This window comes from Croceitalea sp. W27, from assembly GCF_055693185.1.
The window spans coordinates 1,585,077-1,602,098 of record NZ_CM146327.1 but is presented as its reverse complement, the minus strand read 5'-3'; the positions used below and the strand labels follow the sequence as shown (position 1 = coordinate 1,602,098).

General features: G+C 38.0%; 18 protein-coding genes. 5 read left to right on the top strand and 13 right to left on the bottom strand.

Annotated elements, in window-relative coordinates:
- The first annotated feature begins 2 nt into the window (after positions 1-2).
- The 3 genes from ACZ1GR_RS07280 (at position 3) to hemL (ending at position 3,172) form a co-directional block, all read left to right on the top strand.
- Complete coding sequence (locus tag ACZ1GR_RS07280; RefSeq protein WP_472611493.1) at positions 3-905, top strand: 1-aminocyclopropane-1-carboxylate deaminase/D-cysteine desulfhydrase; 903 nt, start codon at positions 3-5, stop codon at positions 903-905.
- Positions 902-1,756: a glucosaminidase domain-containing protein gene (locus ACZ1GR_RS07275; RefSeq protein ID WP_472611492.1), complete on the top strand. Its 855-nt coding sequence runs from the start codon at positions 902-904 to the stop codon at positions 1,754-1,756. The genes ACZ1GR_RS07280 and ACZ1GR_RS07275 overlap by 4 nt, the downstream gene beginning before the upstream one ends.
- Positions 1,757-1,894: 138 nt before the next feature.
- The gene (gene hemL / locus ACZ1GR_RS07270; RefSeq protein ID WP_472611491.1) at positions 1,895-3,172 is read left to right on the top strand and encodes a glutamate-1-semialdehyde 2,1-aminomutase; all 1,278 of its coding nucleotides are present in this window, start codon (positions 1,895-1,897) and stop codon (positions 3,170-3,172) included.
- A gap of 6 nt (positions 3,173-3,178) precedes the next feature.
- Here hemL and ACZ1GR_RS07265 read toward each other — a convergent pair whose 3' ends face one another.
- Complete coding sequence (locus ACZ1GR_RS07265) at positions 3,179-4,354, bottom strand: metallophosphoesterase (RefSeq protein ID WP_472611490.1); 1,176 nt, start codon at positions 4,352-4,354, stop codon at positions 3,179-3,181.
- Between the two features lie 214 nt (positions 4,355-4,568).
- Between ACZ1GR_RS07265 and ACZ1GR_RS07260 the strand changes: the two genes are divergently transcribed.
- Entirely contained in the window at positions 4,569-5,333 is a 765-nt protein-coding gene (locus tag ACZ1GR_RS07260; protein ID WP_472611489.1) for a sensor histidine kinase, read from the top strand.
- Complete coding sequence (locus ACZ1GR_RS07255) at positions 5,330-6,028, top strand: LytR/AlgR family response regulator transcription factor (RefSeq protein WP_472611488.1); 699 nt, start codon at positions 5,330-5,332, stop codon at positions 6,026-6,028. The genes ACZ1GR_RS07260 and ACZ1GR_RS07255 overlap by 4 nt, the downstream gene beginning before the upstream one ends.
- Positions 6,029-6,036: 8 nt before the next feature.
- Here ACZ1GR_RS07255 and ACZ1GR_RS07250 read toward each other — a convergent pair whose 3' ends face one another.
- The 12 genes from ACZ1GR_RS07250 to ACZ1GR_RS07195 form a co-directional block, all read right to left on the bottom strand.
- Positions 6,037-6,597, bottom strand: a complete 561-nt coding sequence (locus tag ACZ1GR_RS07250; protein WP_472611487.1) for a hypothetical protein — start codon at positions 6,595-6,597, stop codon at positions 6,037-6,039.
- Positions 6,598-6,643: 46 nt separating this feature from the next.
- Positions 6,644-7,813, bottom strand: a complete 1,170-nt coding sequence (locus ACZ1GR_RS07245; protein WP_472611486.1) for an MFS transporter — start codon at positions 7,811-7,813, stop codon at positions 6,644-6,646.
- 84 nt (positions 7,814-7,897) lie between these two features.
- Positions 7,898-8,377, bottom strand: a complete 480-nt coding sequence (locus ACZ1GR_RS07240) for a GNAT family N-acetyltransferase (protein ID WP_472611485.1) — start codon at positions 8,375-8,377, stop codon at positions 7,898-7,900.
- A 17-nt stretch (positions 8,378-8,394) separates the two neighbouring features.
- Positions 8,395-8,769: a VOC family protein gene (locus tag ACZ1GR_RS07235; RefSeq protein WP_472611484.1), complete on the bottom strand. Its 375-nt coding sequence runs from the start codon at positions 8,767-8,769 to the stop codon at positions 8,395-8,397.
- A 50-nt stretch (positions 8,770-8,819) separates the two neighbouring features.
- Positions 8,820-10,427, bottom strand: a complete 1,608-nt coding sequence (locus ACZ1GR_RS07230) for a hypothetical protein (protein ID WP_472611483.1) — start codon at positions 10,425-10,427, stop codon at positions 8,820-8,822.
- Between the two features lie 243 nt (positions 10,428-10,670).
- Positions 10,671-11,153, bottom strand: coding sequence for a hypothetical protein (locus tag ACZ1GR_RS07225; RefSeq protein ID WP_472611482.1), 483 nt, complete (start codon positions 11,151-11,153; stop codon positions 10,671-10,673).
- Positions 11,154-11,162: 9 nt separating this feature from the next.
- Positions 11,163-11,384, bottom strand: a complete 222-nt coding sequence (locus ACZ1GR_RS07220; protein ID WP_472611481.1) for a PLDc N-terminal domain-containing protein — start codon at positions 11,382-11,384, stop codon at positions 11,163-11,165.
- 437 nt (positions 11,385-11,821) lie between these two features.
- Positions 11,822-12,274, bottom strand: a complete 453-nt coding sequence (locus tag ACZ1GR_RS07215; RefSeq protein ID WP_472611480.1) for a histidine triad nucleotide-binding protein — start codon at positions 12,272-12,274, stop codon at positions 11,822-11,824.
- Between the two features lie 22 nt (positions 12,275-12,296).
- Complete coding sequence (locus tag ACZ1GR_RS07210; RefSeq protein WP_472611479.1) at positions 12,297-12,815, bottom strand: STM3941 family protein; 519 nt, start codon at positions 12,813-12,815, stop codon at positions 12,297-12,299.
- Between the two features lie 46 nt (positions 12,816-12,861).
- Positions 12,862-13,368 carry a GNAT family N-acetyltransferase gene (locus ACZ1GR_RS07205; protein ID WP_472611478.1) on the bottom strand — a complete coding sequence of 169 codons (507 nt, stop codon included), beginning with the start codon at positions 13,366-13,368 and terminating at the stop codon, positions 12,862-12,864.
- A 117-nt stretch (positions 13,369-13,485) separates the two neighbouring features.
- Positions 13,486-14,538 carry a hypothetical protein gene (locus ACZ1GR_RS07200; protein WP_472611477.1) on the bottom strand — a complete coding sequence of 351 codons (1,053 nt, stop codon included), beginning with the start codon at positions 14,536-14,538 and terminating at the stop codon, positions 13,486-13,488.
- A gap of 1,049 nt (positions 14,539-15,587) precedes the next feature.
- On the bottom strand, positions 15,588-16,976 hold the full coding sequence (locus tag ACZ1GR_RS07195; protein ID WP_472611476.1) for an ankyrin repeat domain-containing protein: 1,389 nt from the start codon (positions 16,974-16,976) through the stop codon (positions 15,588-15,590).
- Between the last annotated feature and the right edge of the window lie 46 nt (positions 16,977-17,022).

Below are 17,022 nucleotides of genomic sequence, written 5' to 3'. Positions count from 1 at the left end.
TTTTGAAGGTAGAAAATCAAAAAATTGATTTAGCACTGCTACGTGAAAAAGAAATCACACTTTTCGTGAAGCGTGAAGACGCCATTCATCCACTTATTTCTGGAAATAAATACCGTAAGCTTAAGTACAATATTAAAGAGGCCAAGTTATTGGGCAACGATACCCTCTTGACTTTTGGAGGGGCCTATTCCAACCATATTGCGGCCACGGCCTGTGTTGGCAAAGAATACGGATTTAAGACTATTGGTATTATTCGAGGAGAAGAACTTTCGGGTAAATGGGAATCAAATCCAACCTTGGCCTTAGCAAAAGAACAGGGCATGCATTTTCATTTTGTTTCTAGAGAGAACTACCGTGAAAAAGAGGAACCTTATTTTCGTAATGAACTTCAAAAGCAATACGGAAGCTTCTATACCATTCCTGAAGGTGGCACGAATGATTTGGCCGTAAAAGGCTGTGAAGAAATTCTAAATGATAAAGACAAAGGGTTTAATGTAATTTGCAGCTGCGTAGGCACCGGAGGAACTTTGGCCGGCTTGAGCAATAGCGCAGCACAAAATCAGACGGTTTTAGGTTTTCCTGCCTTAAAGGGTGATTTTCTAAAAAACGATATTCGTAAATTTGCCAAGAATGAGAATTGGAAATTGATTTCTGACTATCATTTCGGTGGTTATGCCAAGATTAATGCCAATTTAGTGGCCTTTATCAATAATTTTAAGAGGGAAGCTAAAATTCAATTAGACCCTATTTATACGGGTAAAATGGTTTACGGTCTTTTTGATTTAATTGCTAAGGATTACTTTGAAAAGGGTACAAAGATTTTGCTAATCCACAGTGGAGGGCTACAAGGCATTCATGGCATGAATATGGTATTGAAAAAGAAAAATTTACCGCTATTACAATGATAAAACGTTTAGGATATCTCCTTTTGGCTTTCACTTTGTTGGTTGGGTGCAAGGCAAAAAAGCGAACTACTTCAGGCACTAAAGTCGCTACAACAGAACAAAGCAGAGGAGTTTATAAACCGAATAATGGAATTGAGGGGACTAAATTCAATAAGTCAGAATTGTATCCACTACCGGCAGACTCAGGTAAGTTTGTAAAATTTCCTATCGCTTCTACAAGAGAATATATCGAAGAATTTGCCGAGATGGCCCAATATGAGATGCGGGCTTTTGGGATACCTGCAAGTATTACACTTGCGCAAGGTATTTTAGAAAGCGGTTCTGGTAAAGGGGCACTAACCCAAAAAACAAATAACCATTTCGGAATTAAGTGCCACACAGGTTGGCAGGGGGAGTATGATTTTCATGATGATGATGCTAAAGGGGAGTGCTTTAGAAAGTACAACCACCCTATGTTTTCGTTTCGAGACCACAGTATTTTTTTGGCTTCACGTTCTCGCTATCGGTTTTTATTCAATTATCGCAGAGACGACTATAAAAAATGGGCCTATGGTTTGCGCAAGGCAGGCTACGCTACTGACAAACAATATCCACAAAAGCTTATTGCACTTATAGATAGGTATGATTTAGATGCCTATGACGAAGAAGTAGTGCGCAATGGCCTTGATGCCGTAAGGCAACCTAAACAATACGAAGTGTTTACCCATGTAGTAGAAAAAGGTGATACGCTCTATGGTATTTCAAGAAAATATACCATTTCGGTAGAAGAGATAAAACAATTGAATAGTCTTACCGATAATAACATTTCCATTGGTCAGGTTATTAATTTAAGAAAGGCGAAAAAGAAATAAAACTTAAAAACCCGTCAATTCGAGTGCTTCAATATTAGTTGAAGCGTATCGAGAATAAGATTTTAAACAAAAGCGTGGTTCTCGATACAAAATTCTTTTAGAATTTCACTCGAACTGACATACAACAAATAAACTTACATGCGATACCAAAGGAGCAGTGCACTATTTGCAGAAGCTAAAAAATATATTCCTGGTGGGGTAAACTCACCGGTTAGGGCATTTAAAGCTGTTGGGGGCGACCCTATTTTTATAAAAGAGGCGAAAGGTGCGTATTTGTTTGATGAAGATGATAACCGGTACATAGATTATATTGCTTCATGGGGTCCGCTAATTTTAGGGCATGCGCACCGACCTGTTTTGGATGCCGTTATTGAAAAAGCCAAAAAAGGCACCTCTTTTGGAATACCCACCCAGATTGAAACCGAACTTGCCAAATTAGCGGTAAGTATGGTGCCCAACATTGATAAGATTCGATTTGTAAATTCAGGCACCGAGGCTTGTATGAGCGCTGTGCGCTTGGCCCGTGGTTATACTGGAAAGGATAAAATCATCAAGTTTGCAGGTTGTTATCATGGCCATTCTGATTCGTTTCTGATTCAAGCGGGCAGTGGTGCGGTAACTTTTGGTAGTCCAAATAGTCCCGGTGTAACACAGGGAACGGCAAAAGATACTTTATTGGCGAATTATAATGATTTAGAAGGCGTGAAAACCTTGGTCGGGGCCAATAAGGGGGAAATCGCTGCTATTATTATCGAGCCTGTAGCTGGTAATATGGGTTGTATTATTCCTTCGGATGAGTTTATTAAAGGACTAAGGGAACTTTGTACGCAAGAAGGAATTTTATTGCTTTTTGATGAAGTGATGACGGGCTTTAGACTTGGTAAAGGCGGAGCGCAAGAAGCTTTGGGTATAGATGCTGATATTGTTATGTTCGGTAAAGTTATTGGTGGTGGTTTACCCGTTGGTGCTTTTGCAGCTAGAGCAGAAATTATGGGTCATTTAGCTCCTGAAGGCCCAGTATATCAGGCAGGCACCTTAAGTGGAAATCCACTTGCTATGAGTGCCGGCTTAGCCATGTTGACCGAGCTGAATACCAAACCCGAAACGTTTACGAGTCTTGCAGAAAAAACAGAATATTTACATAAAGGCATTGCAGCGGTTTTGACCGAAAAAGGAATTACGCACCAAATCAACCGTTTTGGCAGTATGATTTCAGTACATTTTTGTGATGAACCGGTAGTAGATTTTAAATCTTCTGCAAAGGGAAGCAATGATACCTTTAAAAAATACTTTCATGGGATGTTGGATCAAGGTATTTATTTGCCTCCCTCAGCTTTTGAGAGTTATTTTTTGAACGACGCAATCAGCTATGCCGATTTGGATAAGACTATTGAGGCGGTAGGAAAAGTATTTTAGCCTTTTCTAAAGCTCTTTCATTCTACCATCATCGAATAAACGAAACAATTTATCCTTTTCGATAAGCAAGCCTTCTGAGGATTTATTAGGCCAATTTTTATGATAATCTTTAGGATGCGATACATCAATGGCAATTATTTTACCATTGAAAAGAGTCCTTACCTTAGACTGTATAGTATGCCCCACTATTACTCTTTTTGACTTAAACGTATTTAGTCCGGTTTCTATTTGTTCTTGGCTCAAATTATCTTTAAAATACCCTCTGTACCAGTTAGGTCCTTTATTTGAGGAGGTTACCAAGGTCTCAAGATTCTCCTTTGTTTTGGGATATGGAGCCTTATAGTAGTTTTTTCTAATAAGGTTATTGATTTCTTCAAGATTGGTATTGCTTTTTGCCAAATCAGGATGAATACCTCCATGGACAAATAAGTTTCCATTAATACGCTCTAGGCTATTTTTACTCGATAACCATCTTCCCAGTACAGAATTCATACTATATAAATCTGCTTGTGTTTTACCCAATATGCCAGCAACATATGTATATTTAGGTGAAGCGGCACCGTAATCACCGTACATGTTTTTTAACTCATGGTTGCCAATAATAAAATGAACCTTTCCACCTTGTTTGACAGCTTCTTGTTCCAGTTTAAAGATAAACCAAAGCACCTGCGTAGCAGAAAATCCGCGATCGATAAAATCGCCAACCAAGACTAAATGTCCTTTGCCAAATGTCCAATTCAGATTTTTATCTATAACAGCGTTGTTGATCAAAAAATCTCTAAACGTTTTGTAACCACTTTCGATATCAGATATAGCTAGTATTTTTTGCTTATCGTTATAGCTTGATGGCGGTATTTTAAAATCGGAATTAATTGTAAAGCTAAATGAAGTAGAATCAAGTGAAAAATGCGATTGGGCAAGAATAGGAGTATTTATAGCATACTTTTTCTCATCTAGATAAAAACCGTCGTCTTGATTTCCTTTAACATATTTCACATGAATTATGGAATCATTTTCATAGAAAGCATAAGGTCCTTCATTATTCCAATTTAATTTTGATTCATTATCATCATAATGTAATCCACCTCCGTTGGCAACTAGCCCTATTCCAAAAAGTATAGGAACAATTATAAAAAAGGTGAAGGCGATATGTTTTAAATAACGTAATACTCGTTTTCTCATGATGCTCGTTTTTTGATTGAATTATTTTGAAACAAACCTAGGGGCTAAATTGCTGATAGCGAAACAAGTGTGACCAAACTACCTAGTTGGGGGATACACAGTGCATACAGCGTACCCAATAACCTTTAAAGTAGCAAATGTTACGTTCATCACGGTAATTCAACTGTTTGTCAACTTCGTTGGTTACCACGTATTATTCTCTTAATATTGAACTATGTTTCAATCAAAAACCATCAAATGGGTAGTGCTAATTGTCGCTGGCGTTGCAATTTGCGTTTTTGCTTTGTATGATTATGAGTTAGAAGCCAGCTTATTGACTTTTGCCTTTGTAACTATTCTAGTTATTTATGGGATAAGATGGATGATCAAAGAAATTAGATTGATAAGCGAGTTAAAAAATGAAAGAGCAAAAGCGGAACTGTTACATTTAAAAAGTCAGGTAAACCCTCATTTTTTCTTCAACATTCTAAATAATTTATACGGTTTAGTAGATAAAGATGCCAAAAAGGCGCAAGCGCTAATATTACGGCTTTCAGATATGATGCGTTATGGAATCTATGAAGGTGAAAAGGAGAGTGTCATGCTTAAAGATGAAATAGACTATCTAAAAAATTACATTGAGCTTCATAAAATGCGTTACCATAAAAACATTGACGTACGTTTTGAACTTGAGATTAAAGATGAGGCCCTATTGGTAATGCCTTTATTGTTTATAATTCTGCTAGAAAATGCTTTTAAACATGGTGTAGAGAATTTGACCGAAGGAGCGTACGTATATTTAGAATTGGGTTCTGATGAGAAAGAAGTAGTGTTTAAAGTAAGTAACAATTTTGATAAAGATGCTCCAAAGACTACATCTGGCATAGGTTTAAAGAATTTAAAAAGACGATTAGAACTGTCTTATCCAAACATGCATTCACTAACTTTTAATGTCACTAAAGATGTGTATACAACACAATTAAGACTGCGACTAAAATGATAAAATATATAATTGTTGATGACGAGCATATAGCCCATGATATCATAAAGGGTTATTGTGATATGTTGCCAAATATGCAATTGGTAAAAAATTGTTATGATGCATTTGAAGCTATTTTTTGTTTAAACGAACAACACGTAGACTTAGTTTTTTTGGATTTAAATATGCCAAAGTTAAAAGGGTTCGAATTTCTAAAAACACTACAGAAACCGCTAAAAATAATAGTTACTACAGCTTACAAAGAATATGCTTTAGAGGGCTATGAGCTTAATATCGCAGACTATCTACTAAAACCCTACAGCTTTGAACGTTTTATAAAGGCAGTAAATAAAGCGATGTATATTCCCGAACAAAAAATCGTTTCAGTTGACCCATCTTCTAATACAATAAAGAGCAGTATTTTTTTAAGAAGTAATAAAAAATATGTTCAAGTAGTAATCGATGAAATTCAATATATCGAAGCAGCAGGAAATTACACGCAGGTAATACTGTCGAATGAAAAGATTTCAATTCGTGAGAAAATATCATCTTTACTACTAAAGCTAGATAGTACAGCTTTTATTCAAGTACATAAATCTTTTGCGGTAGCCATAAAACATGTTAAAAGTATTGAAGGGAATAGGATAACAATGGGGAAAGATATTGTACCAATCGGAAAGTCATTTAAACTAAATATTAATCAATTATTGAAGTAATTCATCGGTTAGACTTTTTTATTTGATTTGAATAAAATCAAACCAAAAACAACTCCGCAGAGAATAAAGGTTCCAAGCATAACATAATGAAACCAAAAAGGTTCTGCGCCTTCAAAATCACCTTTGGCCCTGGCTAAATAGGTAATAAACATCACTAAGCTTACGTAGTAAAAATAAACCAACTGCCAGCCTAATTTTAGTTTGTGCAATACCAAAGGAGCTAAAACTATCATCAAATACGCCAAGGCACCACCAGTCAATTTCACTGGCACAATGGGAATATTATTTAAAATTACATTGGTAGCTAAAAATCCAAAATGGATAACATGCACAACAGCAAAGAGTAGCAGCCAATTTTTTAATTGTGTATTCTCTTTTATCGGTTTAGGATGCCCAAAAGCAAACAGATAAAAAGCGATTAGAAAAACAAAAGCGGATAATCTGCCGGAATATCGTGCGGCATGCCTAAAGGTTTCTTGTAAAGAGGGCTGCATTAGATAGCAGACCAAAAAAAGTGTAAGTTCAGCTAAAACCCCAATAAGGAGTAGTTTTTTAACTGGATTTTTCATTTTCAGGTTTGGTTGGTTAATTAAAGATAACAGATTAAATATTGTTTTAAAACCTAGTTTTAAATAAGCTCAGCAAACCGAAAACGGGCCCTATTGCCAATACCATATAAAGATAGGGTAGCGCAATAACCGCTTGTAAAGCACCCAAGAGCTGTAAGCTTGCAATGGTAATAGCAAAACCAATACAATTAACAATGGTCAAGGCCGTGCCTTTAAGGTCTGTCGGGGCATTTTGTGCCACAAGGGTCGAAAATAAGGGCGAATCTGCAATCACCACCATACCCCAAAATAAGAGAAATACTATAAAAATCGGTGTAGGAGCATGGAGCAATAGCAAGGGAGAAATTAAACAGCAACAACCGGATAAAAACAAAGAAATGGAGGCAATGCGTTTTACGCCTTTACGCTGCGAAATATAGCCCCCAAGCACGCATCCCAATCCACCAATGGCCATCACCCAAAACGACCAGAATGAAACAGGAAAGGTGTTAGTGCCCTGTAATTCGGCGTGGAAGCCAAGCAACAAGGGAACAAAGGCCCAGAAGGTATAGAGCTCCCACATGTGTCCAAAGTAGCCAAAGGCCGCAGCTCGAAAATCTTTCTTTTTGAAAACGAAAAAACAGGCGCTTAGGTCAATTCGTTGCCCTTGTTTTCGATATGGACCATTAGGAACGAACAGTATCATAAGAATACCGCCCAAAACGGCAAGGGCCGAGGTGGCATAGATTACATATTGCCATTTAAATACAGCGGCAAGCCATTTTAGCAAATGCGGAAACGCGGTTCCTAAAACCAATGCGCCGACCAAAAAACCAAGGGCCTTCCCCAGTCCTTTTTCATAATAATCTGCGGCTATTTTCATACCTACGGGATAAATACCTGCCAAGAAAAAGCCGGTAAAAAAGCGGAATAAAAGTATGCTGGTCGAACTATTGCCTTCCCAAACAATACCCAGATTAAATATCGCTCCCAAAATGGAGCTGACCAAAAATACTTTTGAAGGTGAAAAACGGTCTGTCAAAGTAAATAAGGCAAAGAGTAAGGTACCCACGATAAAGCCAAATTGTACGGCAGCGGTAATATTACCTAGTCCATTTTCCCCAAAATCAAAATGGGCGATGAGTGAAACCATAACCCCATTCCCCGCAAACCATAAGGAAGTGCATAAAAATTGGGCGATTACAATGATGGGTAAAATGTGTTTTGGTATGTTCAAAATAACCTAACTATGCTTAATGCGTTGAATTTACAAGGAATTCAAAAAATGGATATCTAAACATGCCTAAATTTTTGTTCGGTATTACCGTTTTAACTGGTATACAAAGCATGCAACATCATTAAAAATACGTTCTTCAACAAATGTAAAACCTAACCTTTCATAAAACCTATGGGCTTTGGTATTTGTTTTTAAAGGGTCGATTATTATTTTGGTCACCTTTGGGTCGGCAAAACATTTTTCGATGGCCAAGTTCATCATTTGCGTACCATACCCTTTGCTTAGGTTAGCTTCTTCGCCAATCCAGATATCCAAGGCGCGTAGGTTTTTAGGAACCTTGCCCCAATACTGCGTTTCTTCTTCATAAGGGTCTATGATAACGATGCAGCCAATAGGCTCGCCGTTGCGTTCTGCGATTAACTGTTCACGCCAAGATGGGTCAAAGTTTAATTCTTTTTCCCAGTCCCAATCGTCATCTGGGTCCGCGTCTTTAACATGTTGTTTTGTATCCCAATATTGCAGTAATTCTAAATCTTTAGGGGATGCAGGTCGCAGCGAAATCATTAGTATTTTTTTAGGGATTATATCCGCCAAGGCGGATTAATTCTGTTCTCACCTGCAAAATATAAAATAAGTTGATTGCCATCTGGGTCTTTTAAACGTGCTTCGCGCCATAACCACGATTTGTCGTTGGGCAATTCGTCAAAAAGAATTCCTTTTGCTTTTAAGTCGTTAACACGATCATCTAAATCATCACACTCAAAATACACGTAGATACCATCACCTTTCGGAAGTTCTTCCACCAAATGCACGGAGAAGGTAGCCTTGCCATTGGGGCAAACAAAACGTGCATAATGGGGTAGTGCTTCCACAATGAGCTCTAAACCTAAGGTCTTATAAAAAGCAATAGCTTTAGGGATGTCAACCGATGGAACTGTAATTTGGTTCAGATTCATAATATCTCGTGTGAAACACTAAGATAAACAGAATCTACCCATTGGTTCATTTAGTTACATTCAGGAACATCGCCTTTAAGGGTCATAAGGGTATAGGCTGTTTCATAGCCAAGTTTATGCGCTCTCCATGTTTTCCATTCTCCTGAAGATTGGTCCATGGGTTCCATGCCTAAATCACACCTGCCCGTTAATAAGGTGCACATATAAGCACCGGCGGCCTTATCAAGGTCTCTGCTCATGTGCCAGCTGTCACGGTAAGCAGATGTTGCAATGTTCAATTCTTTCATTTGGGCATATAATGCTCGAATTGGTATCGCCCTGCCCGTAGGCAATTCGTTTTGGCGAACCATATACAAGGCTACGCCTAAATCTGTACCGTTTTCATTTTGTGAACCTCTTTTGTCAATACCGTAGCGCATAGTTGTATTTCCTGTAGCGGAACCATCTTGCATCGGAAATCCGAATGAAAAATCGAACTTAGAAGCGTCTATTTTATAGCGTTTGTTAGCTTCAAAATTGGTATTGGCCCTCCCCATATTAAAATCTACTAGGGGTGCACCATCTCTCTCTAATTGGGTCTGGTCATCTTTGTTGATGACCCAGTTAAGCCCGCCCATTATCCCATTTTCTGAACTTGTACCTGTGTGGTTATATCGCAGTAGGCTTTTATCGATATCACAACTTTTAAAGGGAGAAGTGAAATTAAACTCGCCTGAAAAATGACTGGCCGTTCTTGCATTTTTTGTGCTGGTTAAAGCTTCATCTGCAATAACATCGTTAAAAGTATACGCCGAGGTAGAGGCACTCTTATCATATAACTGAGCATAGATTGAAGCTGCAGTTAAGTAAGCACCATTTGGGGAAGGATGTACATTGTCTTCATCTTTAAGACTGCCTTCCAGATTACCCCAAGCTAGACCAGCAGGTACAACTTCTAGGTCTACTTTGGCTCCCGAAGCGGTGCGATAGGTAAATTCTTCAAAACTTGAAATGGTTGTGGTCTTCGCTTCGTCTTTTGGCCATGGCAATACTAAAAGGGCTTTTGCACCACCCTCAATAACTGTTGCTGCAATCTGGTTTACCCCTAGGGAATAAAATCCGGGAGTTTTCGAAATAATATAAGGGTCCGACGCCATAATTACATAATCCCAGTCTTTTTCACCGTCGCCTTTTAGGTTCGAAATGCGTTCCGCTTGCCCTTCTGGCCAATGATAATATTGGAATAGGGAATGGGTATAATAGGTATAATCAAATTCATTACCACCTGAACCAAGAGCCGTACTCAGGGCTTTTGTGTTATAAATATCCTCGTAGCTAACGTTTACAGCGGCAGTAATAGTGGCGTCTTGAGATAAAATGCTATTTAGTTCTTCTGCAGCGGTATTTAAAGAAAAGGCCGCCACATCAGATTGTATCGACCTGCTCGATCCAATTAAAAGAATATTAAGTTCGCCGTCATTATTGATATCCGCATTAAAATTTTCATCAACAGGGTTATCGTTCCCCTGCTCATCGGTTACTTCTTCATCAGTAGCTTCTTCATCATTCGCTAACGAAGCTGGTTCGGTACTACAGGCGGCTAAAAGAATTGTGAAGGCTAGAAGTATTAGCCAGTAACTTAATTTTTGAACATCAAAAGCCTTGGTAATTTTCATCATGAGATTTGGGTTTAAAATTGCCAACAGCAAGACGAGTTACTAAACGGTACAGCAATTGATTACCCAACGGAATCCAGCTCCTTAATATTGCTGCGATTATGCAGCTTTAGATGAAATGCACCCTGAATGCTTCGCAATAAAAAATATGGACTATAAAATGCATTATAATTTCTTCGGAATAAGAGGCTTCGACTGGCGTAACATCACAAGTTTAGTGAAGTGATGAGCCGATAGTATTAAATATTAAAACCGTAGGGCAAGACCAAGGCCCTGCTTGTTCGATACCACTTGCAGCTCTGGTTGAAACTGGTACTGTGCCGTTTTGTTTACGGCGAGATTATACATGTCTACCCCCTTATTGACCTTGTTAAAAGTACTAATCGAAAATCCTAAACTGACGGCCGAAATTGCACCACCCACATAGCCCAATGTATAATCCGGGTCATCTTTGGTTCCGTTTTTGCCAATGCTCCAACCGACTAAACCTCCACCAATAACACTCATAATAATGCTGGTAGTGCGTTGGTTTCTTGCTTTTTTAATCAATAGATTGGCATTTTCTACGGCAGTGGTCGCTTCTTCGAGTTCCTTCCAATTAAGGCGGTCACCGTCTTTCATAAAGCGGTAGCCCCAAAAATTGACTTTCATCTCAATTTCTTGCTCTTGCGCTTTGTTGGTAGTCGTAATAAAAAGGGCTATTAGGCTGAGGAGAACTATTTTTTTCATGTAATGGGTTTAATAAAGCATCAATCTTTGTTTTCTGCCTTTGAAGATATATAAAATACTGCCCACTAGCGGAATAAAAAGTACTACTAAAAACCAAATCAGTTTATCGTTTCTTCGAAAGGCATTGCGCAGTACATCTATTACGGCGTAAATCGTTAAACCAATGGTGAAAAGTAGTATGATCTGCCAAATCAAAAGTTCGAAAGACATATCGTTTATCGTAGTTTCCATAATTAAATTTCGTTACGGTCGGTTACTGTTGTTTATAAACAAAGCCCTGCCACACAGGTGCTAATTTTTATAGGTTGGTTTTTTTTATTTTAATGGGGAAGAAAATCATGTTTCAATATAAAATGAAAACCAATTTTATGCAATAGGGAAAAACCATAAATTTTTAGGGTTTTACCGCAATAAGAAAAGCCATTTTTTAGATTTTACATTCCTCTTACAACTCCGATATGAGCAACAGTTTTAAGTGACGCGGCGTTCTTTTTTAGGTAGTTTATCGGATAATAAAACCGTTAGTTCGAGTGATTTGCCAAAAGCAAATCGTATCGAGAACTTTTTGGAACACAAATGCTTCTCGATACATTTTTTCTGATTGGAAATCAGAAAAACCACTCGAATTGACTAATTTTTCCTCAAATAACACCTGCTAGAGGTAAAGCCTACTCTTTCTCTTTTCTAGGAAGCATAGGCGCCAGTTTTTCGCCCCCTAAAAGATGCATATGTAGGTGAAATACGGATTGCCCCGCATCTTCGTTGATATTCATTGCCAAGCGGTAGCCCGTTTCGGAAATTCCGTTTTCTTTGGCCAGTTTTTTAGCGACCAAAAAGAGTTTTCCCAAGACCAAGGCATCTTCTTCCTCCACATCGTTTATGGTATGGATTTCTTTTTTAGGAACAATAAGAAAATGCACCGGCGCCTGTTTTCTCAGGGGCAAAAAAGCGATAACCTCTTCATCTTCATAAGCAATAGTAGCCGGCAGTTCCCTATTGATTATTTTAGTGAACACCGACCCGTCGGCTATTTTTTCGGCCTTCTGTTTTTGATAGGCTTTGCTTTGTGCATGGCTTATAAAACCACAAAGAAGGAGAATTGTAAAAAGTAGTTTTTTCATGATTTTAAAGTAATCAATAGTTTTAAGATAGCTCTGATGCTTTGATCAGGTTTGTTCTATCCGTTTTGGTGGCTTTGGCCATGTTCAAGATAAAAAGGGTCAGTTTGACCTCGTCTATTTTTTGAACCTGCCCTAGATTGATGTTCAGTTCTTGTGCGCCTATGGCTTCATTTAATTTGCTCACACTTTTATAAAATCGATTCTTCTTTTTTGAAGGTTTAAAATCTTCATCGATAAGCAAACAGATAAATTTTTGACCACTGATATTGATGGGGTAGGCGTCTTTTATCAGCTCCCAATTGATGAATTCGTTGTGGGCGCTACGGTCAAAAAGGCCAATTTCATTGAAGATCAACATAGGTCTTTTATCCAATAGATTATAAATGCCCACAGGGTAGGCGAGACCAAAAAAAGCGATACTGAACCAGCCAACCAAAGGACTTTTACCGAGGATAAAAATACCAAGCACCACAAAAGGGGTGCATAGGGCCATGACCTTGATGGCTTTTTTGTTCGATTTATAGAGTTTGATCTCGGTCATTTACCGGGTACTGATGATTGTAGCTTAAAGGTAAGCCATTCTAGCTTTAGGGCCTGTTTGTATACACCAATAGCTCCTTTTCTTTTTCATCTAAAATTTTATCTTTTGCTACAAAGCCCAATTTAGTTAATAGGCTTTTAGATTTTGTATTTGCGACTGTGGTTAACGCCAAAATGGTCTCAAAATTTAATTGATGCGTACCATACTGCATTGTTGCTTTGGCAGCCTCAAAGGTATAGCCTTGCCCTTCGTATTTGGGTAAGGTGGCAAAACCAATATCTGGGTGGTCTAAATAGGTTCGTTTTAAAAAACCGCAGAGGCCAATAGGGGTGTCATTAGATTTTAGAACTACTTTGTACAGCCCAAAACCATTTTGCTGGTAAGAATTGATTAGGCTTTCTTGGATATACGTTTCAGCATCTGCCAAAGTCTTAGTACCTCTATCCCCAATAAATGCCAGCCAATTGGGACTATTTACCAATGCTAAAATAAATGGGGCGTCCTTTAAAGTAGTTTCTTGCAGTAAGAGTCTTTCTGTGCTTAAAATGTTCAATAGTGAATTTGATTAAATAACTAAATTAACAAATACATGATAAGAAGAAAGTTTACAAGGGTTTTTAGAAATAGGCGAGAACAAGCAATTACTTATGGTCATTGTTAGGCACAGTTACTATTCTATCGGATTAACTTTTTCGATTAGTTTTTCTGTGATTGATTTACTTATATTTTCAGGGTCTTTTTTATTATATCCGGTTGGTTGATGTGAGAAAATTGCACTAGCGGCTTGTGTCATTATATTATCATTTCCTTCGTCCGTTTTTGCCCTTTCCAATAATACTAATGCAGCATTTAGTGAATTTGCCTTTTGAGAATTTACTGTTTGATTATGCTTGCTTGCATTATAATTTTTAACACAAAAATTTACTAGATACAGAACAAATGAAATTAGAAAAAGACGATAGGCGATAGCCTTAAAAATTTCCACATACAATATGGTTCTATTTCCAGAAGAATCTATCTGGTTGTAATTAATTTCGGAGATATTTGTATAACAAGTCAAATCAAAACAGAAATTTTTAAAAACAACCCAAAGGATAATTAGTAGCACTAAAGATGAACCTATTACTCCAATAAGCCACCAGAAAGCAGTTTTGTCATAATCGGAAGCTTGTATAGAAAATATTTCTCTCTGATTAACTAACTCTGCTCTTTTAAATTGGTCTTTATACCTTTTTTCAAAATCTTTCAATTCAGATGATAGTCTAGTTTTGAGTTCTTCAATTTCCTTTGCATCAGCTTCTGATTTTTCAGATAATTTGTTCAATTCATCAAGTAATTCTGAAGCGTCCTGATTTTCGGATGTGTCGTTTATAATCGCTACAACTTGTGGCCAATGGTTAAGAAGTTGTTCGTGTTGCGCATTAATTTGGGTTTCAATTGTAGCTTTATTAGAAACAAACTGCCCATTATCATAGTTAATTACTTGGTTTAGTTTAGTAATTATTTGTTTGTAAACATTATAAACTTGAGATAAAAGACCATCTCCAATTTTCTCTTTTACTTGGTCAGTGCGATTAATTTTTGAGTTTAAATCATTTATTAGAGTTTTTATATTCACAAATGATTCAGTTCCTAATTCTTCTCTATATATTTTATCATAATCGAGTTCCTTCCAAGCTTTGAAATATATGTCGAATTGGTCTAAATGTCCTTGTGTTGCCATTTTTATTGGTTTGTTCTAATTGTGCCTAACAATTGTATGTACACTGATACGTATATTTCTTAAAATCGTATGTAAAGCGTACCGTTTTATTAAAATCTTGGGGAGAGAAAATCGAGTGTCAAGATAAAGGTAAAAGCACTATTTTGCAATAGACAAAAACCCTAAATATTTGGGGTTTTGCTGTAGTTTGTAGTTATTCTCGATAGTTCTGCTGAGCCCTTCAATAAGCTCATGACAGGCCTGTCGAAGTGCAGTTTTGTAAAACAAAAAACTCGACTGGTGTTAGATTTCACTTGTAACATAGAATGGGATGTCAGTTCGAGTGATTTGCCAAAAGCAAATCGTATCGAGAACTTTTTTAGAACTCAAATGCTTCTCGATACATTTTCACCTGAACTGTCGTTCATCTGAAAACACTCGAAGTGACACTGGTTGGAATTTTCAGATTTCTCATACTCGTTCCGCTCGATTCGAAATGACATCGTGTTTCGGGTTTTAGTCATTTCGATATGAGTAGCTGTGCTACGATTGAGAAATCTCAAGTATTACGCTTCGACGAGTTAAACATGACAATTTATAGGTTTTAGATTTCTCATGCTCACTTCAACCGCTCTTCGACTTCGCTCAGGGTGACAGTTCGAAATGACATTATGTTTTGAGTTTTAGTCATTTCGATATGATGAGTTTACGACGATTGAGAAATCCCACTTTAGAATTATGCTTCAACGAGTTAAGCGTGACAATTTATAGGTTTTAGATTTCTCACGCTCACTTCAACCCTCCTTCGACTTCGCTCAGGGTGACAGTTCGAAATGACATTGGGTTTCGGGTTTTAGTCATTTCGATATGAGGAGTTTACGACGATCGAGAAATCTCACTTTAGAATTTCGCTTCAACGAGTTAAACATGACAATTTTCAGGCTTTAGATTTCTCATGCTCACTTCAACCGCCCTTCGACTTCGATCAGGGTGGCAGCTTGAAATGACATTGAGTTTTAGATTTCTCACGCTCGCTCCGCTTGGTTCGAAATGACATCGTGTTTTGAGTTTTAGTTAAATACAGCCGTTTTTAGCTCGGTAATAATCTCTGTACTGACCCAATAAATATCTTGCTTACTGGTGTAGAAAAGATACTTGCCATCTTGGGTCACAAAAGGGCAGAGCTCATGACCTTCGGTGTTTATTTTGTCGCCCATATTTATCGAGGTCGACCAAGAACCATCCGCTTTTTTAAAACTGATGTAGAGGTCGCCCCTACCGAGACCTTCTCGCCGTTGTGCGCAAAAAATTAAATAGCTTTCATCCGGAGCTACAAAAACATCGGCTTCATAGGCATCGGTGTTTATGGCATCGCTTAATCGTACTGCTTTTTGAAATTCCCCATTCACGAATTTGGAATAGTAAATATCATGGTTCTTGTTATTTTCGTCGCTGTAGGCATCGGTAGCGAAATACATGGTGCCTTCATTAGTGAACGAGATATAGTATTCCTCATTACTGGTGTTGATATTAGGGCCTGAATTCACAGGTTTTGACCAGCCGCTTTCGGTTCGGTTTACATACCAGATATCGATGTCTTTTTGTTCACCCGCGCCATCCATCGCTTGGTTGGAAATAAAATACAGTCTGCTTTCATCAGGCGATAAAAAAGGGTCGTTGTATCCGTATTTTTCATGGGCTAGTATCACCTTTGGTGTTGTCCATGTACCTTCTTGCAATTCGCAATAGCGTATTTCGGTCTTTCCATTTACATCTACGCCATAGTAAAATGCATTGCCGGCTTTATTAAAAACCGAACCAAATTCATATTCCTCGGTTGAAATAAAATTAGGTGCGAACACTTTGGCCTTATTTCCTGAAAGTTCTTGGCCCATATAAGGTCCTTTTAAAACCATTTTCTGAACCAATTTTTCGTCCGCCCCGTTTTCGATAAGCCACGTAGCAATTTCATTGGCGTATGTTTTTTGCGCAATCGCCAAGGGGGTATTTCCTCTTTTGTTCTTTGCATCGATATCAACGCCATTGGCAACCAGTTGTTGCACAAAAACAAGGTCTTTATTTAAAACCGCCTTTGCCAGTAACTCCCCTCCGTGGCGCTTTGTCCATTCGCTGTTGGGTTGCAAGGCCAACATTCTATTAAAAAGGGGCGTGTTCTGAAAACGTACCGCCATGTACAAAGGGGTGGCGCCGTCATTATCTTCGGTCGTAGTGGCAATACCCTTAGCTACCAAGTGTTCAACAAGCTTTTCTTTATTACAGGCAACTGCCCAATGGAGCAGCGAACGCCCGCGCTCGTCTTGCGTGTTGATTTCCGTTTCTTGCAATAGACTGTCCAAACGGGCGATATTCCCTTGGCAGGCAGTTCTATATATGTTCTGTGCATTGCTGGTAAGGCAGCAAAGTACTAACAATGCTGAAAAGGATATTAGCGATTTCATTTGTGATTTGATTTTCGTTTTTTGATTGTTATAAAGATACTTTTTC

Coding starts and splice junctions, on each gene's coding strand:
- ACZ1GR_RS07225 (WP_472611482.1), bottom strand. CDS start 11,153: ATGAAAAAAATAGTTCTCCTCAGCCTAATAGCCCTTTTTATTACGACT.
- ACZ1GR_RS07235 (WP_472611484.1), bottom strand. CDS start 8,769: ATGAATCTGAACCAAATTACAGTTCCATCGGTTGACATCCCTAAAGCT.
- ACZ1GR_RS07210 (WP_472611479.1), bottom strand. CDS start 12,815: ATGACCGAGATCAAACTCTATAAATCGAACAAAAAAGCCATCAAGGTC.
- ACZ1GR_RS07250 (WP_472611487.1), bottom strand. CDS start 6,597: ATGAAAAATCCAGTTAAAAAACTACTCCTTATTGGGGTTTTAGCTGAA.
- ACZ1GR_RS07215 (WP_472611480.1), bottom strand. CDS start 12,274: ATGAAAAAACTACTTTTTACAATTCTCCTTCTTTGTGGTTTTATAAGC.
- hemL (WP_472611491.1), top strand. CDS start 1,895: ATGCGATACCAAAGGAGCAGTGCACTATTTGCAGAAGCTAAAAAATAT.
- ACZ1GR_RS07200 (WP_472611477.1), bottom strand. CDS start 14,538: ATGGCAACACAAGGACATTTAGACCAATTCGACATATATTTCAAAGCT.
- ACZ1GR_RS07275 (WP_472611492.1), top strand. CDS start 902: ATGATAAAACGTTTAGGATATCTCCTTTTGGCTTTCACTTTGTTGGTT.
- ACZ1GR_RS07230 (WP_472611483.1), bottom strand. CDS start 10,427: ATGATGAAAATTACCAAGGCTTTTGATGTTCAAAAATTAAGTTACTGG.
- ACZ1GR_RS07260 (WP_472611489.1), top strand. CDS start 4,569: ATGTTTCAATCAAAAACCATCAAATGGGTAGTGCTAATTGTCGCTGGC.
- ACZ1GR_RS07195 (WP_472611476.1), bottom strand. CDS start 16,976: ATGAAATCGCTAATATCCTTTTCAGCATTGTTAGTACTTTGCTGCCTT.
- ACZ1GR_RS07265 (WP_472611490.1), bottom strand. CDS start 4,354: ATGAGAAAACGAGTATTACGTTATTTAAAACATATCGCCTTCACCTTT.
- ACZ1GR_RS07255 (WP_472611488.1), top strand. CDS start 5,330: ATGATAAAATATATAATTGTTGATGACGAGCATATAGCCCATGATATC.
- ACZ1GR_RS07220 (WP_472611481.1), bottom strand. CDS start 11,384: ATGGAAACTACGATAAACGATATGTCTTTCGAACTTTTGATTTGGCAG.
- ACZ1GR_RS07240 (WP_472611485.1), bottom strand. CDS start 8,377: ATGATTTCGCTGCGACCTGCATCCCCTAAAGATTTAGAATTACTGCAA.